The sequence below is a fragment of the Sphingomonas sp. DC1600-2 genome (assembly GCF_049897605.1).
Classification (GTDB): Bacteria; Pseudomonadota; Alphaproteobacteria; order Sphingomonadales; family Sphingomonadaceae; genus Sphingomonas.
This window is the reverse complement of the sequence record NZ_JAFCWO010000002.1, coordinates 222,625-246,728: the sequence shown is the minus strand read 5'-3', so window position 1 is coordinate 246,728 and position 24,104 is coordinate 222,625. Positions and strand designations below refer to the sequence as shown.

The window sequence follows — 24,104 nt, the reverse complement described above, 5'->3', positions numbered from 1 at the left end:
AGCGCACGAGGGTCGACGAGTGCGCCGACGAATGACCCTTGGGAGACCACGGGCGAGCGAGTGAAGAGCAACTGCGTGCGAGGTTTTCTTGTGGCGGCGAGCGCGCCGCCCCGTCATTCTGCGCCGACCATCGAACCGCTTCTGTAACCATTGTCGATGGAGCGGCGAAATAGCGGTTCGGAGGATGTGATGAACGAACCCGAATTCCATACAATGCTAACGACACTCAGCGTCGCGGTGCAGAGCTTTCGTGAATTGTCGTTGAGGTGCGGCCATGCGCTGGCGGGCAATCGCAGCGATGGCATCGAGGTGTATTACATACTTGCCGGGACGATGCGGCTGAAGATTCCCCGTCAGTCCGATCGGCTGTGCGGCGAGGGGACGCTGATCTTGCTGCCGCCCGGGCTGGAGCGCACGATCATACCCGCCGAAGGGGTGGACGCCGATTGCGTCGCCAGCGAGCTCCGGATCGCGATGGGGGTGGTGACCGCACGCGTCAGTGGCACGTTCGAGTTGCTGGCTTCGGCGAGCGATCCCATCGTCTCGGTACTGGCTGAACCGCAATTGATCCAGCAGATGTGTGGCCTGATGACTCGTCAGGCAGCCGCACCGGGGCAGGGATCCCGTGCGCTGGTCGATGCTTTGATGAAAGTGTGCATCGTGATGGCGTTGCGGGACGCGGTTGCGCGGTCTGAAGGCGATGCCGGCCTGTTCGGCGCGCTGCGTGACCCGCGTCTGGGCAAGGCGATCGTGGCGGTCATCGAAAATCCGGCGGCCCCGCATACGGTATCCAGCCTGGCGTTCGCGGCGTCGATGAGTCGCTCCGCCTTCGCGCGCGAATTTGCCGCAAAGCTCGCAATGACACCGATGGCGTTTGTTGCTCGAACGCGGCTTCGGCAGGGTGCCGATCTGCTCAACGGGACGCGACTGCCGGTCAAGATGATCGCGTCGAATATCGGCTTTGCCAGTCGCAGCCATTTCAGTCGGGCGTTTTCGGCAGCCTATGGTGCCGACCCCAGCAGCTTTCGCCGCATGGCCGCGTCCGAATCGTCCTTTCCCACTTATTCCAACGCCGGAGATCGATCATGACGGGAGTATCTGCTCGAATTGTTCTGGGGGCGGGGCTTGCAAGCGGACTCGCCGCGACGCTGGCCTTGGCATCGCTCCTTCCCGCAACGGCGAACGCGGCGGGTGCTGCAGGCCCAACGGTCGTCGAACTGTTCGAGAGCCAGGGCTGTTCGAGCTGCCCTCCGGCAAACGCCAACCTCAATGCGATTGCCGACCGGCCCGACATCCTCGCGTTGAATTTCGCGGTGACCTACTGGGATAACCTTGGCTGGAAGGATACGTTCGCGCAACCGACGTTCACTGCGCGGCAATGGGATTACGCGCACGCTGCCGGGCGCGGGCAAGTGGCGACACCGCAAGTGATTATCGATGGGCACGACACCGTCGTCGGCAATGATGCGCACCAGCTCGCCGCGGCAATCCGGGCCAGCCACCGCGCCGCATCGGCACCTGCCATCGTGCGCAACGCGGGGGGCTTGACGGTGGCCGAAGGCAGCGTCGCGACCCCAGCAACGGTGTGGCTGGTGCGCTACGACCCCCGCACGCAATTGGTGCCGATCCGCGCCGGCGAGAATGGCGGGCGCACCTTGCCACACCGAAATGTTGTCAGGTCGCTCGTCGCGATCGGCACCTGGACCGGGCGCGCGCAATCCTATCGCATTGCGCAGCCCGCCGGGCCCGGCTTGCGCGAGGCCATTTTGGTTCAAGCGGGCAAGGGCGGCCGCATTCTGGCCGCGCAGCGGCTATAGCGAGGTGCCGTTGCCAGATCGGCGAGCGTGCGGGACGCCTGAAAGCGCATCGACGATCGCCGTCCGCATCGGCTTGGCGGTGAAGTCGCGGTCATAGGGGCAGGGTCGCCGGAGGGCCTTATCCGGGCGGGGCTCGAACCCCTCGATCCAGCTGTACCGGTCGGTCATGCCCCACACCAAAATATCGCGAAGTTGCGGATAATCGAGCATGACGTCGAGATAGGCGTGCGTGAAATCCGCAACAGCGCGGTCGCGGGGTGCCGGGTCGGCGGGCAGGGCGTTGTCGCGTACGTCGAGTTCGGTGATGACGAGGCGATAGCCCATTACGGTCACCGCATCGAGGAACCGTGACCAATCCGGCTGCAACTGCCCGACGATGCGCGCGGTGTCCGGGCCCTGCGTTATGATGTGGGATTGGACGCCCAGCGCATCGACCGGCACGCCGCGCGCCCGGAATCCTTCGAGCAGCCGCAGCACCCCTGCGCGATGGGCGGCATTGCCGGGCTCCCAGCTCATATAGTCGTTATAGACCAGTTGGGCGTGCGGCGCGCTGGCGCGCGCGGTGTGAAAGGCGTGGTCGAGCGTCGCCGTCGCACCGCCCAGCGCGCGGGACAAAGCGGTCTCATAGAGGGTGCCGTCCGCGGGGTTTACCGCTTCGTTGACCACATCGTAGCTTTCGATGCGGCTGCCGTATCGCGTGCAGACCGTATCGATATGCTGCGAGAGAAGGCGCGCAGCCTCAGATGCAGGACGGGCCCCGAAATCGTGGCTTTCTTCCCAGCGCGGCATCCATTTCGGTTGATGCCACAACAGATTGTGCCCGCGCACGGCAAAGCCCTTGGCCTGCGCATAGGCCATCATCGCGTCGAACCGACCAAAGTCGAACCCGTCCGGCGTCGGGCGCAGCGCCTGCCATTTCATTTCATTTTCGGGAACGAGGATGGTGCATTGGGATTCGAGCAACGCAGCATAAGGCGGGTTGGCGAACGTCCCGCCGTCGTGCCCCGGCGGGCCCCAGGCGAACGCCGATCCGAACCGCCGTCCGGTGCGCGCCGCCGCTGCCGCGAGCGATCCGACTGCTGCGGTTCGCGCGGCAGAGGCGGGGGCTGGCAGCGCCAGTCCGATAACACCGAGTCCGGCGAGCGCGAGTGTTTCGCGGCGGGTAAAGGGCTGGGTCATGGGTGCGTGACCGATCGAATCATTGCCGCTCTCCTGACGTTTCGTGGCGCGCCGCGCGACGCAGCACCGGTCGCATGATCAATGGTTCCAAGCATAAGGGCCGATCACGGTGCCGACGAAGCCCCCCGCGCGCTTGGTGCTGAGGAAGCTGTCGTCGAGTCCGGCCTTGAGCGTTTGCTGCTGGCCGCCCACACGATAGTCGAACGCCATTGTCCCGCCGTCAGCGCGGATGGTCAGCGTCACCGGGTCGGCTGCGGTGACGGGGGCCGAGGCGACGAGCGTGTCGGTATCGGCGTTGTCGCGCGTGTAGAGCGCGATCATCGCCTTGCCTGCGATTCGGGTGATGCCGAACACGAGGTACGACCGATCATTTTGCACCGCGGCGAGCCCAGCCCCGTCGCCATCGGCGTCGGGGGAATAGCGCAGGGTGGTCGAGACGGTTGCAATTGGGTGCTGCTGCCGTCGCCCGATAAAGGCGGGCGCGCCCGAAGCGTCTCCCAGCGCGGCACCGCGTTCAAGGACAAGTGCACCGCGCTCCAGCCGATAGACCGGATGTTTTGGCGTGCGTATGCCGATCCATTGCGGGCCGAGGCGCGGACCCTGGAAGGTGTCGACATAGCCAAAGTCGCCGCTGATTGGCAGCGCCGGGGCGGGTTGCCTGGGCAGCTTCGGGCGCTGCGCGGCGAACGGGATCGCGGTTCCGGCGGGCAAGATCTGTGGCCAGCCGTCGCGCCAGGTGACGGGGAGGAGAAAGGTCTCGCGCCCGATATTGTAGAGTCCGTCTTTATAGGGACGCGTCGCGAGGAAGGTCGCCCACCACTCTCCGTTCTGCGTCTGGACGAACTTTGCATGGCCCGCCGATGTCACCGGATTGGCGCGGCTGGGGTCGAGCGTACGCTGGGTGAGAATCGGATTGCCCGGAAAGGGCACATAGGGGCCGTCAACGGAATCGGCGCGGAAGACGACCTCCGAATGGTTGTCGCTCGTCCCGCCCTCGGCGGCGATCAGATAATAGCGACCGTCGCGTTTCAGGAGGTGCGGACCTTCGATCCAAATGGGCTTTTTGGACAGGTCGACCCCGCCATTGACGATCTGTGTTCGCGGCCCGACGAGCTTCAGCGTCCGCCAGTCGAACGCCTGCATCCAGATCGCGCGATGGCCTTCGTAGCGTGGCGTTTCGTCGGGGGCACCGTTGTTGACGATATACGCCGTGTCGCCGTCCCAGAAGATGGACGGATCGATCCCTTCGAAGGGCAGCCACACCGGGTTCGACCACGGACCCGCCGGGTTTTTCGCGGTGATGACGAAATTGCCGCCACACTGCACGCACGTATTGACGATGTAGAAGATGCCGTCGTGGTAGGAGATGTCGGGCGCGAACACGCTTTGCGAAACCGTGCGCCCGGTAAAATCGAGTTGCTCGGGCCGATCGATCGCATTGCCGATCTGCGTCCAGCTGACGAGATCCTTTGACCGGAAGATCGGCAGCCCCGGAAAGTGCGAGAAGGATGAGTTGACCAGAAAATACTCGTCGCCGACGCGGATTACCGAAGGATCGGGATAATAGCCGGACAAGATGGGGTTGATATACTGGCCCACGCCTTTCGCGACCTGCTCCTGTGAGCGCCCCTGATAGCTAAAGTCCTCGAACCGCGCGGGGTCGGCATGGGCTGCACCAGCCCATGTCATCAGCAGGACAGCGATCGGCCCTCGGCACCGCATGGACGATCGCTGCTTCATTCGACTCTCCCGCCTCAGGTGGCCGATGCTTGACCATCGCTACCAGACCTGCCCGTGAGCCGGACCATACATCAAAGAACAACTCAGACAATTAGCGGGATGTCGTTTTTCCGGTCAGCATCGATACGCCCATGCGAGGAGGGCAGGTTCACGCGGCGGCGATCTCGCGCAACGCCTGCTCGAACGCTTCGGGGGGCTGCCCCCCCGAAATCAGGTACTGATCGTTGATGACGATTGCGGGCACCGAATGGATTCCGCGCGAGAGCCAGAGTTGCTCGGCGGCGCGAACCTCTGGGGCATACAGGTCGCTGGCGAGAATTTCAGCGGCGCGCGTAGGATCTAACCCCACCTTCTCGGCGACGGCGACCAGCACGGCGTGGTCGGACGGGTCCTGCTGATCGGTGAAATAGGCGTCGAAGAGCGCGCGTTTCAAGGCCGCCTGCTTCCCTTCGAGCTCTGCCCAGTGGAGCAGCCGGTGCGCATCGAACGTGTTGTAGATCCGGCTGGTGTCGCTCATCTGCATCGTGAAGCCCAGATCGGCGGCACGCTTGCGGATCATCGCGCGGTTGGCGGCGGACTGTTCGGGCGTTGAGCCATATTTCTCGGCGATATGCTCGCCGATATTCTGGCCGTCCTTGCCCATTTGCGGATTGAGTTCAAATGGCTGGAACGTGATGTCGGCGTCGATCAGATCGCCCGTCCGCGCAAGAGCCTCCTCAAGCCCGCGCAGCCCGATGATGCACCACGGGCACGAAACGTCGGAAACGAAATCGATCTTCATCGGCTTTGGCATGCGGCACCATCTGCGGCTGGAGGAGTGTCGAAACGCGATGTGGGAACTCCGCCGGAAAAATACACCATCAGAATATCGCTTGCATTCAATTAAATTGCACACAATATAAAACGCGTTCGACATTCCACAGTTTAGCAAGGAGACGACGATGAGCACGCTCTACAGCACGAAGGTAACCGCTATTGGCGGCCGCAGCGGCACCATTCGTAGCGAGGATGGCCTGCTTGACCTCCAACTCGCACTGCCGACGTCGCTCGGTGGCAAGGGCGGGGCGACCAATCCCGAGCAATTGTTCGCCGCCGGCTACGCCGCCTGCTTTGAAAATGCCGTGATCCACGTCACGCGGGGCAAGGCCGAGAAGGTCAAGGATGACGACATTGTCGTGGTCGCCGACGTTGGTCTGTCGCCCAACGCGTCGGGTGGCTTCGTGCTGTCGGTCGCGCTCGATGTGACGATCACCGGGCTTGACCAGGCCAGCGCCGAGGCGATCGTCGCGGCCGCGCATGCCGTCTGCCCCTATTCCAACGCGGTAAAGGGCAATATCGACGTCAAGATCACCGTCGCGACCAAGTGACGGAGGAGGAGGCGGCAATGGGCGAAGACGACGATTTCCTGCGGCTCGACCGGCAGGTGTGCTTCCCGCTTTATGCCGCCTCCAACCTGTTCGGCCGACTGTACCGCCCGGTGTTGGCCAAGCTCGGGCTGACCTATCCGCAATATCTGGTGATGCTGGTCTTGTGGGAGCAGGCCCCGCAAAGCGTCGGCGCGCTCGGTGAGCAACTGCATCTCGACAGCGGGACGCTGACACCGTTGCTCAAGCGGATGGAGGCGGCCGGGTTGGTGACCCGGAAGCGCGACACGGCCGATGAACGACGCGTTCTGGTCGCCCTCACCGAGCAAGGCCGGGCTCTCCGCCAGCAAGCACGCGATGTGCCGCAAACCTTGGCGAGCGGTCTTTCTTTGTCGCCCGACGAACTGATCGATTTGCGCGCCAGCGTACAGCATCTGGTCGCGGTGCTTGCGACGGCTGAGGCGACCGTGTCGCCGAGTTGATATTGCGTAACGCGACGCGCCGTCGCAGGACACCGCGATGCGCACGACTTCCTCCACCGCCACCGTGCGGCTCTATTATCTCGACGAGAACGACGCGGTTGCGCAGACCTTGTTCTATGGTCCGCTAGCCGAGGCGATGCTGCTCGCCAGCCAACAGCCCGAAGAGGTGCAGGCGGGTCTGTGGTGTGCGACCGAAAATGACGTGGTGGCGTTCCTCGACCTCCACGATGGCTGAGGGCGACGACACGCCGCTGCTGCGCACGCCGGATCGGGGAGCCGGCCACCAAGCGACCGCCCCCCGAATCCTGCACGATGTTACCAGCTCAGGCCGATACGCGCGTAGACGTAGCGGCCGTTGAAGCCGAACGGCGAGTAATACGGGAATGCCACCAACCCGGTGCTGTTCAACGTGGTGCCGACCGATGAGGTGAGCTTCACATAATCGGGATAGGTGTCGAGCAGGTTGTTCGCGCCGACCGCGACGTTGACGTTCCTCACCAGTTGATAGCGTGCCTCGAGATCGAAAATCGTGTGGCGGCCGCTGTGAATGTCATTCGCCGCCAACCCGTTGCCGCTGCTCGGTTGGGTCACGTCACCGTAATAAGACGCGCGGCCGGTGATACCGATTTTCTCGAGCGACCAGTCGATCGTGCCGACCACCTTTTCGCGCGGCGTGCCCTGTTCGAACGAAATGATGCGTTGGCGGGTGAACAGCGCCTGGGTCGAACTTGTCGAAACGCCGTTGACGAGCGCGGTGATCGTGGTGTTGCCCGGGAAGCTGGTCACCTTGATATCGTTGAAATTGGCAGCAGCCGTCAGGTCGAAGGTGCCGGCTGCCGGAGTCGCCTTGCGATAATGCGCGACGATATCGATGCCCTTGGTGGTCGAGCGAATGCCGTTGAGCAGGAAACGCCCGGCGGAAACATTATACGGCGCGAGCAGCGCCGCAACGACAGTGCCGCTCAGATTTTCCGACAGGGCAATCTGGTCGCGCTGCTTGATCTGATAGGCATCGACCGAGAGATCGAACCCGCCCGAACGCAGCACAAAACCCGCTGACAGGTTGCGCGATTTCTCGGCGCGCAGCGGTTGTCCGCCAAGTGCCACGCCGACCGCGCTGGTCGAGGGGAACAGGCCGGTTTCCACCACCGCGCCACCGGTGCCCAGCACCGATGCGGTCGAGGTGAAATATTGCTGTTGCAGCGAGGGCGCGCGGAATCCGGTCGAGGCGGTGCCGCGAATGGCGAACCAGGGCGCGAAGTCATAGCGTGCGCTGAGCTTGCCCGTCGCGGTCTCGCCAAAGTCCGAATAGCTCTCGCCGCGCACCGCGGCACCGAGCGTCAATTTGTCGGTCGGCTTGGCTTCGAGGTCGAGATAGCCCGAGACGTTGTCGCGATGCTTGTCGATCACGTTCGACGGCTGGAAGCCGGGAAAGCCCTGCGCACCGCCGGCCAATGTGGATGCAGCACCAGGCGCGCGATTGTAGGACGTCGGCTCGCCAGCGCCGATCTGGAAGCTCTCGCGGCGATATTCCACGCCCCAGGCGATGTTGATCGTGCCTTGTCCGAGCGGTTGCTCACGCGAGACGTCGATCCCGCCGACCAGTTGGTCATAGGTCAGCTTGCCGTCGTAGAAGTTCTTCTGCGAATTCGCGCCATAGGTGGCGTTGCCTGAATTGCGCGTGTTGAAGTTGAGCTGGTTCCGTCCATAGGACACGTTGAAATCGACCTTCCAGCCCGACAATTCCCCGCGAATGCCCGCCGTCTCGGTCAGATCGTTCGATTCGACCGCGATCAGCGGCGTGAAGCCATCGGGATAGAGCGTGGCGAGCGCCGCGGCATTGGCATTGGCGTCGGTGCCGCCATTGATGCGCGGGGTCGCCGCGCTGGTGCTGTCGCGATGCTGGTATCCGCCAAAGCCATAGAGCGTCCAGCCGGTGTCGCCGAGCGGTGCCGCAGCATTCACATAGCCGGTAAATTGCTCGACCGCCGGGTCGCCGAAGCGCGACCGCACGGTCAGCGGGGTCTTGCGCGGATCGAAGTCGCCACGGCTGGTGGCACCGCGGTTGAGATATTCGCCCGAAATGGTGAGGAAACCGTCCTCGCCGAGTGCAATGCCCTGCCATCCCGACGCGGTCACCGTCTTGCCGTCATGCTCGCTGCGCGCGCCGCGCGCGGTGGTCACGTCGGTGATATATTGCCCGTAGGTGACGGACGCTCCGCCACCCGTGCGCGCTTCGCGCAACCGCAGGTTGACGACGCCCGCGATCGCATCCGAGCCATATTGGGCAGCGGCCCCGTCGCGGAGCACTTCGATGCGGTCCAGCGCCACCGACGGGATCGTGTTCAGATCGACTGACGCTGAGCCGCGCCCGACCGAGCCGTTGGTGTTGAGCAGCGCCGAAGTGTGCGCCCTTACGCCGTTGATGAGAACGAGCGTCTGATCCGGCGACAGCCCGCGCAGCGTTGCCGGACGGATCGAATCGGTCCCGTCAACGGCGGAGGACCGAGGAAAGTCGATCGACGGAACGATCGCCGCGAGCGAGGCGGCGAGTTCGGTCGTGCCCTGATGCTGCAGGTTGGCGGCGCTCAACACGTCGATCGGCGCGATGCTGTTCAACCGCGAGCGGCCCGTCGTGCGCGTGCCCGTCACCACGATGTCCTGGTTGGCGGCGGGTTCCGGGGCGGTTGCTTCGCCGGCATTGGCGGGAACGCTCTGCGCGCTGGCGGCACCGGCATAGCTCAGCGCCAGCGCGGACACGGCGACGGCGAGGCTCGGGCGGAGGTTGATCATGTACAAAGTCCCTTTGCGAAATCACGTTTCTTGTTTTGTTGGCCAGAAAGGCCGGGGCGGCGCGCGGCTGGCAGCGCGGGTACCTTGGAAATCCTCCGCATCGCCTGGGATTACAATGCTGCGAAACCCTTAGCGCGGCCAAGAATTGCTTCTGCGGCGGCAGGGGCGGGGGCGGCGCGACCGCAACGGCGCGGCGACCGGATCTCGGGCACTGCACCCGGAGGCCTCGATCGTCGCGCCTCGAACGAAGGGGCCTGCGTTAGCCGGCAGCCCGGCGCACGACTCCGCCTTCTACACAGGTTGGTTGTCGTTTGACCCCAGCTTCCAATAGGTCGCGTACCGCTCGTGCGCGATCCGGTAATAGGGGACCAGTCGTAGCGGTTGCTGGTCGGCAGCGGGGATCGTGAACTCAAGAGGCTTGGCGGTGGCACGGATCGTTTGTGGCAGCGTCTCCGGATTCCCCGCGAGCGTCGGCGGTGCGAAAGCCGCGTCGTTATAGTCGCCATATTTGCGTTCGTTGACGACGAGGTCCGATCCGGGCTCGAGGTGCTCGCGGCCCAGTGCCCCGGCCAGCACCAGCGGGCCATAGGTGAGGGCAACGATGTCGGGCGCGGCCGGGGCCCGGTCGATCCCGAGATGCATGGCCAGGCGCAACTCGACCCGATCACCGTCGCGCCAGACGCGCGCGAGCTCGATATAGTGCCCGGCGGTATTGGAGCGCAGAACCTCGTTTCCGTTGACGAGGACCACCGCCGTCGGGCTCCAGCGCGGGTGGCGCAATTTCAACGTCAGCGCCGTCGGCTGCTTCAAAGTCCAGCTGAGCGTGGTCGACGGTGTTTCCGGAAAGGCCGTTGTCTGCGTCAGCACCGCGCCTTGTTCGATCCAGTGCACGGTCGAGGGGATGAACAAGTTTACATAGATCGAGCGATCGTCGTGAAAGTAGATCGAATCCCGGTATTTGACGTGATTTTCCATGCCGGTGCCGGTGCAGCACCAGAAGGAGTTTTCGGGCGTGTGATACAGTTTCATATAGCCCGGACGCCCACCCTGAAAGTAGGTGGCCATGCCGGTGTCGGGATCCTGTGACGCGAGAATGCCGTTATAGAGGGTGCGCTCGTAATAGTCGGCATAGGCCACTTGCGGATCCTGCAGGAAGAGCGCCCGCGTCAGTTTGAGCATGTTGTGCTGGCCGCAGGTTTCCGAACCCTTGGCGGAAAAAACGTGCTTGTCGAACTCCGCCATCGGGAAGAAATGTTCGTTGTCGCCGTGGCCGCCAGTGGCAAAGGACCGAGTCAGCGCCACCGCTTTCCAGAAGAACACCGCGGCATCGTGATAACGGGAGTCTCCGGTCGCCTCATAGACGCGCTCGAAGCCGACGATCTTTGGAATCTGCGTGTTCGCATGAAGGCCATCAAGCTGATCGTGCCCCGCCGCAAGCGGGGTCAGGATCGCTTTGTGCGAGAAGCGCTGCGATAGGGTGCGATACTCCGCGTTGCCGGTCATGAGGTACAGATCGGCGAGCACCTCGTTCATGCCGCCATGCTCGGTGTCGAGCATTGCCTCGAACTGCGCGTCCGACAAGGGCCGCGTCGCGATCACCGCCCAATCTGCAAGGCCGATCAGCACCGTCCGCGCCGTGTCGCTCTCCGCCAGCAGCGCACCGTCGCGCAGGCCCGCAAAGACCTTGTGCAGAGTGTACCACGGCACGCCAGTGATCTGCTCGCCGCGCAAATGGGCGGCCAGTAGCGCGGGCCCTTTTGGAAAGGCGCAGACCAGGCCGGTACCCGATGCCTTCTGACATGCGGCCAGTTCGTCGGCGATATAGGCAACGCGCTGTTTGTATCGCGGGTCGCGCGTCGATCGCCATGCCAGCGCGCAGGCGGACAGATAGTGACCAAGCGTATGACCATGGCAATTGATGTCCGCCCAGATCGGCTCGGATTCCCATCCGCCATAAACGGGTGCCTTGGGGGGCAGCCCGGCATTGACGCGGAAATTGTGCAGCATCCGATCGGGTTGAAGGCGCAGGAGATACGCTTCGGTCATTTTCTGGGCATGCAGAAAGGGGCCGTCGCCAAGTTCGACTTGGGCGATATCGAATGGCTGCACCGTGCCCGCAGCCTCAGGGACCGGCTGCGTCGCGGCGGCGGCACCGGCCGACGCAACGCTCATCGGCACGATGCCGGCGGCGATCGCGGTCTTTGCCGCGGATGTAAGGACGTCGCGCCGCGAATGGCCGGTACAGTAAGCCGATTTCGTCAATGCCTTTTCCTCGGTCTATGCTTCGCTGGGCAAGCTGTTGTGCTACAAACAAAGATGGGATGTCCCATCAATCGGGCCGGAACACAACTCGGCATGGCAGGCCGACATCCTGCGGATGTTGCGCGATCGAACTGCGGCTTGATCGCGCGTCGAAGGACGTATCTTCTCGGTCAACTTTCGAAAATGTCGTCGAGTTGTCGCTGAAGCGCCGCCACTTCAAGCCCTTGCGCCGTCCGCCAGGCGGCGTCGAAACAGGTCGACGCATAGCGCCGCCCGTCGTCGCAGAGCAGGGTGACGATCGCGCCGGTACGGCGCTGGGCGCGCATCTCGCGGATCAGCGTGGCGCAAGCCCAAATGTTGGTGCCGGTGGAGACGCCGCAGGACTTGCCGATCACGCGGCTGATGCTGAGCGCGCCCGCCATGCTGGCGTCATCGGGCACCGCGATCATGCGGTCGATCACATCGGGCAGGAAGGAGGGCTCGAGTTGCAGCCGGCCGATCCCTTCGACACAGGACGGTACCCCGCTGACGGTGGTCACCGCGCGGTCGGCATAATGGCGATGGAAGACCGAGTGCTCGGGGTCGGCGACGCACAATTGCGTCGGCAACCGACGATAGCGCAGGAAGCGGCCGATCGTCGCGGAAGTGCCGCCAGTCCCCGCGCCGCAGACGATATAGTCGGGGGCCGGATGCGGCTCCTGCGCCATCTGCTCGAAGATCGACTGGGCGATATTGTTGTTGCCGCGCCAATCGGTCGCGCGTTCGGCATAGGTGAACTGGTCCATAAAGTGCCCGCCGCTTTCGCGTGCGAGTCGTTGGGCGGTCGCGCGCACCGAACGCGGATCGTCGACTTCATGGCAGTGGCCGCCATGAAGCGCGATGGCGGCGAGTTTTTCGGGCGAAGTGCCGCGTGGCAGTACCGCGATGAACGGAAGGCCGATCATCCGCGCGAAATAGGCCTCGGACACGGCGGTCGACCCGCTCGACGCCTCGACGATCGTGGTATCCGGCCCGATCCAGCCGTTGCACAGCGCGTAGAGGAACAGCGAGCGCGCCAGCCGGTGTTTCAGGCTGCCGGTCGGATGGGTCGATTCGTCCTTAAGGTACAGGAAAATGCCCGGCGCGCCCTTCGGTTCGAGGCGGATCAGGTGGGTGTCGGCGGAACGGTTAAGCTCGGTTTCGATCGTTCGCACCGCCGTCCCGCACCAGTCGCGTGCTCTCGTCATGCGACCGGCATCGTCGCGACGCCGCCACTGTCCTCGCGGACCTCCATGGTCGTGCCGTCGAACTCACCCGGTGAAACCGGCTGAAAACGACCGCCGAGATGGCGTGCGAGAAATGCCTCGACCACCGCGTTGAACGACAGACGGTTGGCAGGGCGCACGAAGCCATGGCCTTCGTCGGGATACAGGACATAGGTGACGGGAACGGCGTTGGCGTGCAGCGCAGCAACCATCTGATCGGCTTCCGACTGGAGCACGCGCGGATCGTTGGCACCCTGGCCGATCAGCAGCGGGCGCGCGATGCGATCGGCGCGATAGAGCGGCGACCGCTCGCGGAGCAGCGCTGCGCCCGCTTCGGTTCGGGGGTCGCCGACCGCGTGATACAGCATGACGCGTTGCGCCTCCCAATAAGGCGGGATCGATGCCATCAGCGTTTCCAGGCTGGACGGGCCGACAACGTCGACGCCACACGCATAGACGTGGGGCGAGCGAGTCATGCCGGACAGCACGGCATAGCCACCATAGCTTCCGCCCATGATGGCGATGCGCGCTGGATCGGCGACGCCGCTTGCGACGGCCCATTCGACTGCATCGATAAGATCGTCGTCCATCTTCGCGCCCCATTCCCCTCGTGCCGCCGCGAGGAACGCCTTGCCGAAACCGGTCGAGCCGCGGAAGTTGACGGCGAGCACCGCATAGCCGCGGTTCGCAAGCCACTGGCGCTCATTGTCGTAACCGAACCGGTCGCGCGCCCAGGGGCCTCCGTGGACCAGCAGGACGAGCGGAAGGCGCATGTCGGGTTGCCGGTCCACCGGCAGCGTGAGGTAGCTGATCAGATCGAGGCCATCGCGCGCGCGAATGGTCACCGCAGTGGTGCGGGCGAGCGGGACATGCTCGATCCATGGCCGGGCCGAGAACAGGCGAGTCAGTGTGCCGTCGTCGCGATCGAACAACCACGAGGCGGAGGGAACATCGTCGCGATCGGCCTGGATCGTCCACCGGCGATCGTCCAGACTGCGGCTGGTAATCACGAATTCGCCGAGATCGGCGGCGACGAGCCGTTCGAGGTCGATGCGGACCGTTTCACCGATCGGCGCGAGCGTGTTGCGCGCCCGGGTATAGCCCACGGCAATCGGCCAATCGGTTTCACTGTCGGAAAGATAGCCTTCGATGTCGGCATCGGGTTGTTCCGCGAGCATCCGTGCCGGTCCACCCGCGAGCGGCAGCGCGACAAGTGCGGCGGTGTCGCGGTCGCGACTGTCGATCACGAACACCGTTGCGCCATCGCGCGAAAGGCCTGCGATGCGGGAGGCGCGGGCATCGTCCGGATCGAAGCCGAACCATAGCTCCCAGTCCGCAGTGCCGCGGCGCAAAACGTCCTGGCCGCCATCGGCGCGAGGTGCGATCGCGAGTTGCGGCAGCAAGCGGGAGTCGAGAACGAAGCCGCCGAAGCCCGGATTTTGTTCGATCAGGGTTGCCGCGCCGCTGGCGAGATCGATGTGGTAAATGTCGTGGAAGCGCGGGTCGCGCGCGTTGATCTGCACGGCGATGATCGTGGGAACATCGCGACTGAGGCCTGCGATCGACGCTTGCGCGCCGGGGAACGGAGTCAGGTCCCGGGTTGCGCGATCGAGATTGACGGCGTGGACATGCCAGTTCTCGTCGCCATCGGCGTCTTGCACATACAGGATCGTTGCGCCGTCATAGGCCCAGACAAACGAATGGATGCCGCGCTTGTCGTCGCGCGTGAGGCAATAGGCGGCCGCGAGATCGTCGCGTGGGGCCGCCCAAATATTGTTCACATTGCCCGCTGGCGCGATCCAGGCAAGCATGGTGCCGGTGGGATCGATCTGCGCGCCGTAACGATCGGGGTTGCCGAACAGGTCGACGCGCGGAATCAACGGCACGTCGGCCGGGAGCGAAAGCGTTGCGTCCAACAGCGCGGCGAGGGTCGCCTCAGCGACGCGGCGGATTTCGCGGGCGTCTGCGGCACCGGCCGCTTCCATCCGGGCGAAGAGCTCGGGGGCTTCGGCCCGGACGAGGCGATACGGATCCGCCTCGGCATCCTCTTCCAGTGCGCGCGCGACAAAGGGGCCGATGGCGTCGCTGTCGGCACCGGTCCAGCCGCAGGCTGCCATCGCGTTGGTGGAGACGTGGATCAGCCACGGCAGCAAGGTATCGCTCAGCACGGTTGATGCGCCTGAGGGATCCCAGGCGGCGGCTTCAGCCATTTCATATACGACACGTTCGCCGCGCGGAGCTCGGTCGGTCGCTGCGAGCGCCGCGCGCCGCACTCTGGACCATTCGGCGCGGGGTGGCGGATCGCCAGCCAGCAGCCGCTGATGAAGTGTGGCGACCGCGAGCCCGGTTTCGCACGTGCCGTCGGGATCGACTTGTTGAAGTGCCCACAGCACCATCATCGACGCCAGCCGGTGTCGGTCGCGCCGTCCCTCGGCGGCCGCCTGCCATTCGGCCTGTGCATCTTCACGCTTGGCGAAGCGTGCCAGCAGCGTGATGGCGGGGGTGATCGCGTGGTCGGTCATGCTGCGTCGCCTTCGAACAAGGCGGCCAGCCGGGTTCGGGTGGTGAGGCCCGTCAGCCGGGCGGTTTCGCTACCGTTTTCCAATCGTAGGAAGGTCGGCACGCCGCGCACGCCAAAGCGAGCGGCAAGCTCGGGTGCGGCATCGATATCGACCTTCACGAAGTGCGTGCTTTCAGCGAAGTCGGCGGCGAGCGCTTCGGCCAGCGGCGTCATCGTCTTGCAGGGCACGCACCATGGTGCCCAAAAATCGATGACCACCGGCACGTCCCCCGCCGCCGCGAGCAAAGCGGCAAAGTCCTCATCGTCGCGCAAGTCTGTCATAATTCGTCCTGTGTTGAAGGGGAGGTGCCGAGCGGCGCGAGCTGGAGACGCACAACGCCATCTTCGCCCGGCGTGAAATCGAGCACAAAATCGTGATAGCGCGCGACCGCTTCGCGGTGCGCGACGCTGACGATCGCCGCGCCAGGCAGACGATCGGAGATCAGTTCGTAGAGCAGCCGCTCCAGCGAAGGGTCGAGGGCGCTGGTCGCCTCATCCAGAAAGAGGAAATCGGGTGCTTGGAGCAGCGCACGCGCGACCGCCAGACGCTGCTGTTCACCCGGCGACAGCGATCGCGCCCAATCGCGAACTTCATCGAGACGATCGACAAGGTCGCCAAGCTGCGTGTCGCGAAGCACGCGCTGCATCGATGCACGCAGCACGTCCGAAGGCTGCGCTGGATAAACGAGCGCCGCCGCAAGCGACCCTTCCGGCAGGTAGCCGCGCTGCGGTAGAAACAGGACGCGTGCATCCCCCGGCACCACGATCTCCCCCGTCGACCACGGCCACAGTCCGGCGAGGCTGCGCAACAACGTGCTCTTGCCCAGTCCGGAGCGGCCGCGCACCAGCACGCGCGCGCCGGGCGCGATGCGCAAATCGGGCACTATCGCAAGCGGCTCGCCGTCGGGTCGCATCAGGCGCAGGTCGCGCGCCACGAAATCCGCCCCGCCGGAGCGCCGTTCGGCACCATGCGGCAGCGGCGCTGCCAGCATGTCCTCCAGCCGATGCAGACGCTCGATATAGGAACGCCATTCGGCGATTTCGGCATAGCTGTTGGTGAACCAGGAGAGCTGCATGACGAATTGCGCGAACGTCATGCCGATCTGCATCAGTCCGCCGAAACTCATCCGACCGGCGAAGTAACGCGGCGCGCTGAGGAAGGTCGGCAGCACGCCGATCGCCTGAATATAGAGCCCGCTGACGAGATTGACCCGCAGCGTAAAGCCCATGATGCGGTGCCAATTGTGCCGTACCCGGTCAAATGCGGTGCCGAGCCGCACGCGCTCGGCGCTGCCGCCGTTGTACAATGCGATTGCCTCGGAATGGTCGCGCACGCGGATCAGTGCGTGGCGAAAATCGGCCTCGAAACGCTGTTGCCGGACGTTGGTACGCGTAAGCGCACGGCCGCTGAGATGCGTCACGCACGCGCCGACGAGTGCATAAGCAAGACCGAGCCACACGAACGGGGCGACGACTGTGAAGTGCGCCGCACCAAGATCGACATGCCATGGTTCGCTTTGCCGCCACAGCAACAGACCGAAGCTGACCAGCATCGCTGCGCTGGTCGTGCCCTCAATGACGAGCTTGATGGTGGCGCGGACCGCCAGCGTCACATCTTCCTGAATACGCTGATCGGGGTTCTCGATCGCGCCGCACAACTCCAGCCGGTGGTAATCGTCGTCGCGCAGCCAGCGATCAAGGTAGCGCTCGACCAGGCTGCTGCGCCAGCGGATTTCCAGCAATTGCCGCAGGAAATCACGGAGAATGGCGACCGCCGTCACCAGCGCCAGGACACCTGCCAGGACAAAGGACTGGATCAGAAAGGCATCGGGGTTGCGGTTGGTCAGCGCGTCGTAAAAGGTGCGGTTGGCGCTGTTGAGCAGCACCGCCGCATAGACCGCGCCGCCGACCAGCGCGGCAAGCGACCCGCCGACGCCCCATGCCCAGATCCGGTCGCTGCCCGACCAATATCGCGCGATCAGCCGGGCGGCGAACCGGATGTCGTTCCACAGGCCATAGCTGGCCGCTTCCGGCAGCACGCCCGGCTGCCGGCCCCTCCGCATCGACATGGCCATCAGAAATTCTGTCGGATGGTAAGGTAATAAGAGGGCCCGCGCGGATCGGCGAAATAGCTATAGCCTGACGGATTGAAGCCAGTGCCGATCACGTCGACGCGGGGGGATGCGTTGAAGATGTTGCGCGCGCCCCCCTCGATTCGGGTCGACTTGTTGGTGCCGAACAGCGCGAAGCGATACGACGCGAACAGATCGTTGAAGATCTGGCTGCCGATATGGTCGCTGCCCTGATTGGCCTGAACGTCGTGGGTCTCGTCGAAGAAGTAGGGGCCGAAATACCGCGCCGTCCAGCTTGCCGTCAGATCCGGGTTGATTTGCCAGCCGAGCGTGGCCGTGCCTTTCCACTTGAGCGCGCCGCCATCGTTCGCGCCGCCGACATTTGCGGCGCTGCCGGTTCCGACATATTCGATCCACGGTGACCCGGGCGTGACCTGCGCCGCCAGCGACAGGACGCGGGTGGCGTTGGCGGTGAGGTTGAAGGTGCCGATCCGCTTGGTGACCAGGCTGTAATCGAGCGCGAAGTCGAGCGCCTCGACCTTGAGCCGCGATACGTTGAACAGGCCAAGGTCGATCCCCGTCACCGGCCCGACGCCGTAAGGGTCCCCCGGTGCCACCGGCCCCCGCTTGATAAGGCCTGGCACGGTTCCCTCGAAAGTAAAGTCGCGCGAGGACAAGGTCGCGAGCGAGGCGATATTGTCGCGCTTGCTGATCCGGCTCCAATCGACCGAGAGGCGTAGATTGGGCACGAACCGCGGGGTAAGGATCGCGCCTGCCGACCAACTGGTCGATCGTTCGGGTCGCAATGTGCCCGAGCCGGTATAGCTCAAGGTGAAATCGGTGCCGGTCGCGCCGACCGGCTCGCCGCCGCGGCGCGGATCGCGCAGGAAGCTCAGGAAATAGCCGGGTAGCGTAAGCGGCGACTGACTCGGTACGATCTGGGTGACGGTCGGCGGCAGGAAGCCCGTCGCGTAGCTGCCGCGCAAGGTCAGGTCCTGGGTCGGCTGGTAGCGTAGCGCCACGGTCGGGTTGGTCGATCCAAAGCTGCTGGAGGTCCGCTCGCCGTCTTCGAGCGGAGTGCCGTCGTCGGCGATCGCGATCTGGCGGGATCCGCGCGTCCGATATTCATCATGGCGCGCGGCGATTTGCACTTCGAGCAAATGGATGCCGGGTACGTGGTTGCCGGGCGAAACCACCGGCAATACCAGCTCGGCATAGCCGCTGCTGACGATCTGGCGCTGCGGTTGGTACGCGATCGCCGAACGGACGCCGTTGCTACCGGTGCCGCTGAAGCGCGAGCCGCCATAGCTTTCGACGCGGTGTTCCAGCGAGCCCGAAATCCGCACCGCGCCGCCCCAAAGGGTCACCGGCAAGGGCCCGGAGGCCCGCACGACCGCATCCTGCAACGTCGTCGCGGCAGGAGTCAGCGTCGCGCGACCATAGAGAAATTGGCTGAAATCGAGATTGCTCTTAGCGGGATCGGCAAAAATCGAGAGCGCACCGCTACTGATCGCCGCCTGCGCGGCATCGGTGTCCATGTAGCTCGGCAAGGTCGCCTGATAGCGCGAGCGATTCCACGTATAGTCCGCACCGAGCGACCAATCCGTGCCGAGCTTCCACGTGAAGCCGCCCGCGACCCGGTAATTCTGGATCTCGGTACGCAGTTCCTGATCGGCCCCGACAGCGGGCACCGCCACCTGGATCGCCTGCAGGAAAGGATTGCCGGGATCGCTCGCGGCAAGCTGGAACACCGAATTGGCCTGCGTGGTGAGGAATTGGCTGCGGTTGCGCGAGGCGGCGAACTCGACGAAGCCCGAAAGCCTGGCGGTAAACTCGCGGCGTGCGCTGACCATGCCGGATAGCACTTGCGACGCGTTGAGCAGCGAATGGCGATTGCCATCCGCGACCGCAGTATCGGGCGTCGCGAGCGAATAGCTGCCCGCGACCAGCCCCGAGCCAACCGCTCCGGTCGCCCCGGTAGCAACATGCGCATAGGCCGAATTAAGCGCCTGTCCCGATTTGAGCACGAGGTTGGCGGGCAATCCCGTGTCGGGATCGTAGCCGACGATGTTGGTGGTGGCACCCACGGGTATCACGTCCGGGCTGCCATAATAGAAAGCGGGGTTGCGCGCGGCGGTGAGTGCGCGGCCCTTGCTCGCATAGTCGCGTTGGCCGTTGAGCAAGGGATCGCTCTGCGACCATGCGCCCGACAGCATCACCCGCGTCTTGCCGCCTTCGAGCGGGAAGCCGCCGCTCAGATCGATGCGCTTGCGCGCGCCGCCGCCATCGAACGTGCCGTCATAGGTGGCCTTGGCTTCCAGCCCCTGATAATCGCGCCGCAGAATGATGTTGATGACGCCGCCCGTCGCGCCGCCGCCGTAAATGCCCGATGCGCTCGTCGGCAAGACCTCGATCCGTTCGACCGAACTGAGTGGGATGCCGTTGATGTCGGGCTGGGCGAGCGACCCGGCGACGGAGAAGCCGGCAAGGCGCCGACCATCGACGAGGATCAGGGTTTCGTCGGCACCGAGGCCGCGCAGGTTGATCGAGCTGGCATTGCCCGTGCGTCCGCCGAGTTGCGACGCGCTTGCCCCGCTGGTTGCGGCCGTAAGGCGCTGACGCAAGAAGTCGTCGAGGTTCTGCGCGCCCGACTGCTCGATCGTTTGCCGACTGAACACCACATAGGGCCGGGCACCGTTTTCGCTGCGACGAATATCGGTGTTGAGCGAGCCGCCGACGACAACGATGTCGGGGGCTGCCGCCGAGGGCAGATCGGCGCGGGTCAGCGGTGGCGCTGGATCTCCGGGCGCGCCGTTGTCGGGTGCGCGCTGGCTGGACGTGGTGTGGGTGCGTCCGCCCCGGTCGCGCGGTGCGATCAACAGGAACGCGCCCGAAGGGGTTTGCCGAAAGGTCAGCCCCGACGATCGCAGCAGCCGCGAGAGCGCGAGCTCGGGCGGCAGGGTTTCGTGCAGCGCGGGGGCGCGGCGGCCCTGCGTCAGATCGGGCGTGTAGAGCAATTGGCGGCCACTCTGCCGTGCGAACACGCTCAGCGCCGAGGAGAGCGACTGCGCGTCGATGTCGAACCGAGCCGTGGCCTGTTGCGCGTGGCCGGGAGCGGGCAGGGCAATCAGCAGCATCGGAGCGGCACTGCCGGCAAGCGCCATCGCCATCCGGTGCGCCCGCGTGTTCACTCGCTTTACCCGATTCCCGTTCGTCATCACATTGTCCCCTGAACGGCTTCGCAGAAGCCCATGCAGCGTGAGACGCCAGATCCGAACGAACCCGAATCAGAAATCGTAAGAAAATTGCAAAAAGTTGGTCACGGCTTTGTCTTAAGTATGATCCGCGCCGGATCGCGCTCGTCGGCCTGGACGGGGAAGTAGAGCTGCATCGCCTCGACGAACGCCTTGGTGTCGCCCGACTGAAAGGCCCCGCTGATGCGCAGCGACGATAGCCCGGCGTCCCCGATGACGAGCGGGCGGCGCACGTAGCGGTTGATCTCGGCCACGGCCACGGAGAGCGGCTCGTCATCGAACACGATCATGCCGTTTTGCCAGCTTGTCAGTTGCTCGGTCGAGCGGATCGGCGTCACGCGCGTGCCCGCTGCCGACGCGGTGAGCATTTGGTTGGGAAGCAGGGCGTTCTCCCTGCCGCCGGGGCCCCCGCTCACGCTCACTTTGCCCTCGAACAGAGCGACGGCAACCGCGTCCCTGTCGAGCCGGACATCGAAAACCGTGCCGTGCGCGGTTATCGTCCGGCCCCCGGCGACGACTTCAAACGGGAGCGGCTGGCCTTTGGCGACATGGAACACGGCCTGCCCGCGCTCCAGGACCAGGCGGCGCGCGTGCGCGTCATACGCGACCTGCAGCCGCGTATTGGTGTTGAGGGTAGCGGTTGATCCGTCCGGCATCGTGACGGACAGCCGCTGGCCGATACCGGTCCCGTATCGCGGCGGCGCGGCGGTGGCGACCTGGGCGGGTCGGGCGACGGGCGCGACGTGCGGCGGGAAGGAGAACCATATCGCGATGGCGATGCCAGCGGCAATCGTCGCCCCGGCCGCCCCGACCGCTACTGGCCAGCGCCTGCGGGTCGGCGGTGACACGACAAGACCAGCGATCGTCTCCTGCCGCAAAGCCAGCAGCTCGGGGCTTTTCGCCGCGCTCCGCACCAGCCGCATCGACTCCGCGATCTCGGCATAGGCTTGTGCATTGTGGGCGTCGGTGCGCCACTGCTCGAAGGCCGCGAGGGTGGCGCGGTCGGCAGCACCTTCGATACGGGCATACCACAGCGCAGCCTGCTCGATCCGGGCATCCTCCATATCAGTCATCGCGGTGCGCCCGAACCGCCAGCGCGACCGCTGCCATCGCCTTTGCCTGATGCGCCTCGATCGCGCGGGTGGAGATGCCCAGCAGACGCGCAACATCGGCCGTCTTCTGATCTTCCAGCACCCGCAATACGAACACCGTCCTCGTCCTCTCCGGCAGCGCTCTCAGCGCCGCTTCTACCGCTGCTACCGCCTGCCTACCTGCCAAGACGCGTTCCGGCGAGAAATCCGTATCGCCGTGCGCCTCGGAATCGAGCGGAATGTGATGCGCGCTATGCCGCCGCTGCTCGCGTCGGGCGTGATCGGTCAGCGTGGTGGCGGCGGCGCGGAAGAGATAATGTTCCGGCTTTTCGATCACGGTCATGTCGGACACTTGCGACACGCGCACCAACACTTCCTGCACGAGATCGGGAATGTCGTTGCGGTGCTGCGTGCGACGCGCGAAATAGCGGGCAAGGGGTGCCGAATAGCGCCGCGCAAGCGCTTCCAGAAGCGTGGAACGCTCCTGCTGCGATATGTTCGACTTTCGCTCGACCGGCATTGCAATCCTAACTGGTTGCCCACCAGACTTGCAGATCACGTCCTGCAAGTCACCTCTTGCCGGAAATTTGGTCTGCGAGGCAGGCCGCTCCCGGCGCGCCCGATATCTGTCGGAACGGCGCTTTTTACGGTGCCTGCGTCTAGACCGCTGGCCGCGTGGTGGCTCGGGTCGCTGCAAGGTCTCGGCGACTGATTGGTTGCGACGACGGGTACTACGCTTCGGACGTCCTGATCCACGGGACAACGAAGCCCAAGCGAACGAGCGTGCGCGGTCCCCGTGTGTCCGATCGTCGACCCTATCGTCAGGTGAGCGGCAAGAGTGGACATCTACCGGACTCACTGCAGTTGGACGGAAACTTACATATCCGAAACGATATGGATTCGGCGCATTATGGATGATGGAAAGTCCATCTTATTTTTAGAATCGAACAGTTTATTATAATATATTCTGAAATATTTTACAGTCTGGAATCCCGCATTCCAGGTCAATTCTGAATTATCTCTCTTGTCCGTCAATTTCGGATATGTATATTTTCCGAAAAATCGTCCGATTCGTGAAAATGCGAAATATCAAATACTGATACAGTATAGATTAGCACGTTTGCGGGAGGAAATCATGGCAGTCTATCGAATTTTCGGTGAGCATTTGATTTCCGAAGGCGAATTTGCGGTGAAGGGCGCTGAGGTGACGCGGCTGGTGGCAGCCGGTTCGGGCGCACAACCTTCCATCACTCTCGACAATGGCGGGGTGCTGTCTTTTGCCGCGGTCGACGTAGGGCAGGGCGATGCCGTGGCGTTTCCCGCAGTCGCCTATGGCAAGCCGATGACGATCGATATTCGGAGCGTCTATACCGGAAACGTCGGATCGAAATCGCTGTTCGACGGAACGGGGGACATCGCGGTGGTGTCTGGCGTGAAGGACTGGAGTTCCGTCAAGGCGAGCGCGCGCGGGTTGAATTTCGTGGCAAGCAAGACCGGGCGTCACGCGTTGCTCGCGGGACCAGACGCATTGTCGGATGGTACGCGACTGGTGGCCTATCAAAAAGCGGTCGCTACGGCACAGGTGGTCGCCAGTTTTGAGATCGTCGCGGCCCCGCCGGATCCCGTCTTGCTGACAAAGCTTGGAGGCGCATTTACCGCCGCAGCCGGTGTCCCGCTTTTTTTGCCTTATGCTGGCGCTTTGCTGGCGGCAGGCCAGCTCGTTCCCCTCGCGGGCAGCTTGATCGATGCGATCGGCGCGCGTTCGCCCGGCTGGCACCAAAGTGCAGAACTCAGCTTCGATTTGCCGGGCTATGCGCCGGTTGCGGCCGATTTTCGACTCGTTGCTCCCGCCACATCGGATCTTCAGAAGCTTCGCTACCGCGCCAATGTGGGCCTGATCGATCGCGATGACCGGCTTTATACGGGCGACGAACCCTATGTTGTAATTGCCGTCTATGGCGGCGAGCGGCCCGAGCTCGAAGGCTTCACTCCCGGGGTGGTCGCCGCCGACATGGCGCGGCGTTTCTACCCATCCAAGACCGGCGTCGCCACGGGACTCGACGATGTGCTGGAGATCGCCAAAGTTGCATCCGACTGGCGCTTCAATCGCCAGGCAACCGACCTACAGGCCCGTATCGCCAAAACGACGGATGCGGCCGCGTTGGAGCAGCTCAAGCGTCAGCTGTCCGCCGTGCTGGCCAATATCGTCGAGCCCGCGCTCGTGCCTGCCGCTGGAAAGGCTTGAT

General features: G+C 64.4%; 18 protein-coding genes. 6 read left to right on the top strand and 12 right to left on the bottom strand.

The window, feature by feature from the left end; genetic code table 11:
* Positions 1-189 precede the first annotated feature (189 nt).
* Together ACP7BL_RS04590 and ACP7BL_RS04585 are read left to right on the top strand one after the other, a co-directional pair.
* On the top strand, positions 190-1,089 hold the full coding sequence (locus tag ACP7BL_RS04590) for a helix-turn-helix domain-containing protein (protein WP_426257744.1): 900 nt from the start codon (positions 190-192) through the stop codon (positions 1,087-1,089).
* Complete coding sequence (locus tag ACP7BL_RS04585; protein ID WP_426257743.1) at positions 1,086-1,817, top strand: DUF1223 domain-containing protein; 732 nt, start codon at positions 1,086-1,088, stop codon at positions 1,815-1,817. Before ACP7BL_RS04590 ends, ACP7BL_RS04585 begins: the two co-directional genes overlap by 4 nt.
* Here ACP7BL_RS04585 and ACP7BL_RS04580 read toward each other — a convergent pair.
* The 3 genes from ACP7BL_RS04580 to ACP7BL_RS04570 all read right to left on the bottom strand — a co-directional run bounded on the left by ACP7BL_RS04580 (position 1,812) and on the right by ACP7BL_RS04570 (position 5,529).
* Positions 1,812-2,996, bottom strand: a complete 1,185-nt coding sequence (locus ACP7BL_RS04580; RefSeq protein ID WP_426257742.1) for an endo-1,4-beta-xylanase — start codon at positions 2,994-2,996, stop codon at positions 1,812-1,814. The genes ACP7BL_RS04585 and ACP7BL_RS04580 overlap by 6 nt on opposite strands.
* A gap of 78 nt (positions 2,997-3,074) precedes the next feature.
* On the bottom strand, positions 3,075-4,718 hold the full coding sequence (locus ACP7BL_RS04575; RefSeq protein WP_426257934.1) for a glycoside hydrolase family 43 protein: 1,644 nt from the start codon (positions 4,716-4,718) through the stop codon (positions 3,075-3,077).
* A gap of 166 nt (positions 4,719-4,884) precedes the next feature.
* The gene (locus ACP7BL_RS04570) at positions 4,885-5,529 is read right to left on the bottom strand and encodes a DsbA family oxidoreductase (RefSeq protein WP_426257741.1); all 645 of its coding nucleotides are present in this window, start codon (positions 5,527-5,529) and stop codon (positions 4,885-4,887) included.
* Between the two features lie 148 nt (positions 5,530-5,677).
* Between ACP7BL_RS04570 and ACP7BL_RS04565 the strand changes: the two genes are divergently transcribed.
* Genes ACP7BL_RS04565 through ACP7BL_RS04555 form a run of 3 tightly spaced genes read left to right on the top strand, consistent with a single transcriptional unit; the run spans position 5,678 to position 6,817 of the window.
* Complete coding sequence (locus tag ACP7BL_RS04565; protein WP_033965139.1) at positions 5,678-6,103, top strand: Ohr family peroxiredoxin; 426 nt, start codon at positions 5,678-5,680, stop codon at positions 6,101-6,103.
* A gap of 17 nt (positions 6,104-6,120) precedes the next feature.
* Positions 6,121-6,582, top strand: coding sequence for a MarR family winged helix-turn-helix transcriptional regulator (locus ACP7BL_RS04560; protein ID WP_033965141.1), 462 nt, complete (start codon positions 6,121-6,123; stop codon positions 6,580-6,582).
* Between the two features lie 37 nt (positions 6,583-6,619).
* A complete protein-coding gene (locus ACP7BL_RS04555; RefSeq protein WP_033965143.1) occupies positions 6,620-6,817 on the top strand; it encodes a hypothetical protein in 198 nt (65 codons plus the stop codon).
* 80 nt (positions 6,818-6,897) lie between these two features.
* On the opposite strand, the gene ACP7BL_RS04550 is transcribed toward ACP7BL_RS04555, so the two are convergent.
* The 9 genes from ACP7BL_RS04550 to ACP7BL_RS04510 form a co-directional block, all read right to left on the bottom strand.
* Positions 6,898-9,375, bottom strand: coding sequence for a TonB-dependent receptor (locus tag ACP7BL_RS04550; protein ID WP_341203234.1), 2,478 nt, complete (start codon positions 9,373-9,375; stop codon positions 6,898-6,900).
* A 291-nt stretch (positions 9,376-9,666) separates the two neighbouring features.
* Positions 9,667-11,637, bottom strand: coding sequence for a beta-L-arabinofuranosidase domain-containing protein (locus tag ACP7BL_RS04545; RefSeq protein WP_426257740.1), 1,971 nt, complete (start codon positions 11,635-11,637; stop codon positions 9,667-9,669).
* A 170-nt stretch (positions 11,638-11,807) separates the two neighbouring features.
* Positions 11,808-12,863, bottom strand: a complete 1,056-nt coding sequence (locus tag ACP7BL_RS04540) for a PLP-dependent cysteine synthase family protein (RefSeq protein ID WP_033965145.1) — start codon at positions 12,861-12,863, stop codon at positions 11,808-11,810.
* Entirely contained in the window at positions 12,860-15,403 is a 2,544-nt protein-coding gene (locus ACP7BL_RS04535) for a prolyl oligopeptidase family serine peptidase (protein ID WP_426257739.1), read from the bottom strand. The genes ACP7BL_RS04540 and ACP7BL_RS04535 overlap by 4 nt, the downstream gene beginning before the upstream one ends.
* Complete coding sequence (locus ACP7BL_RS04530) at positions 15,400-15,723, bottom strand: thioredoxin family protein (protein WP_033965147.1); 324 nt, start codon at positions 15,721-15,723, stop codon at positions 15,400-15,402. Before ACP7BL_RS04530 ends, ACP7BL_RS04535 begins: the two co-directional genes overlap by 4 nt.
* Complete coding sequence (locus tag ACP7BL_RS04525; protein WP_426257738.1) at positions 15,720-17,516, bottom strand: ABC transporter ATP-binding protein/permease; 1,797 nt, start codon at positions 17,514-17,516, stop codon at positions 15,720-15,722. The genes ACP7BL_RS04530 and ACP7BL_RS04525 overlap by 4 nt, the downstream gene beginning before the upstream one ends.
* Complete coding sequence (locus tag ACP7BL_RS04520) at positions 17,516-20,731, bottom strand: TonB-dependent receptor (RefSeq protein WP_426257737.1); 3,216 nt, start codon at positions 20,729-20,731, stop codon at positions 17,516-17,518. The genes ACP7BL_RS04525 and ACP7BL_RS04520 overlap by 1 nt, the downstream gene beginning before the upstream one ends.
* A 101-nt stretch (positions 20,732-20,832) precedes the next feature.
* Positions 20,833-21,840: a FecR family protein gene (locus ACP7BL_RS04515; protein ID WP_426257736.1), complete on the bottom strand. Its 1,008-nt coding sequence runs from the start codon at positions 21,838-21,840 to the stop codon at positions 20,833-20,835.
* Positions 21,833-22,378 (bottom strand): RNA polymerase sigma factor, encoded by a 546-nt coding sequence (locus ACP7BL_RS04510; protein WP_052192357.1) that lies wholly within the window; start codon positions 22,376-22,378, stop codon positions 21,833-21,835. The genes ACP7BL_RS04515 and ACP7BL_RS04510 overlap by 8 nt, the downstream gene beginning before the upstream one ends.
* A 615-nt stretch (positions 22,379-22,993) precedes the next feature.
* Between ACP7BL_RS04510 and ACP7BL_RS04505 the strand changes: the two genes are divergently transcribed.
* A complete protein-coding gene (locus tag ACP7BL_RS04505; RefSeq protein WP_033965154.1) occupies positions 22,994-24,103 on the top strand; it encodes a hypothetical protein in 1,110 nt (369 codons plus the stop codon).
* The last annotated feature ends 1 nt before the right edge of the window (position 24,104 follow it).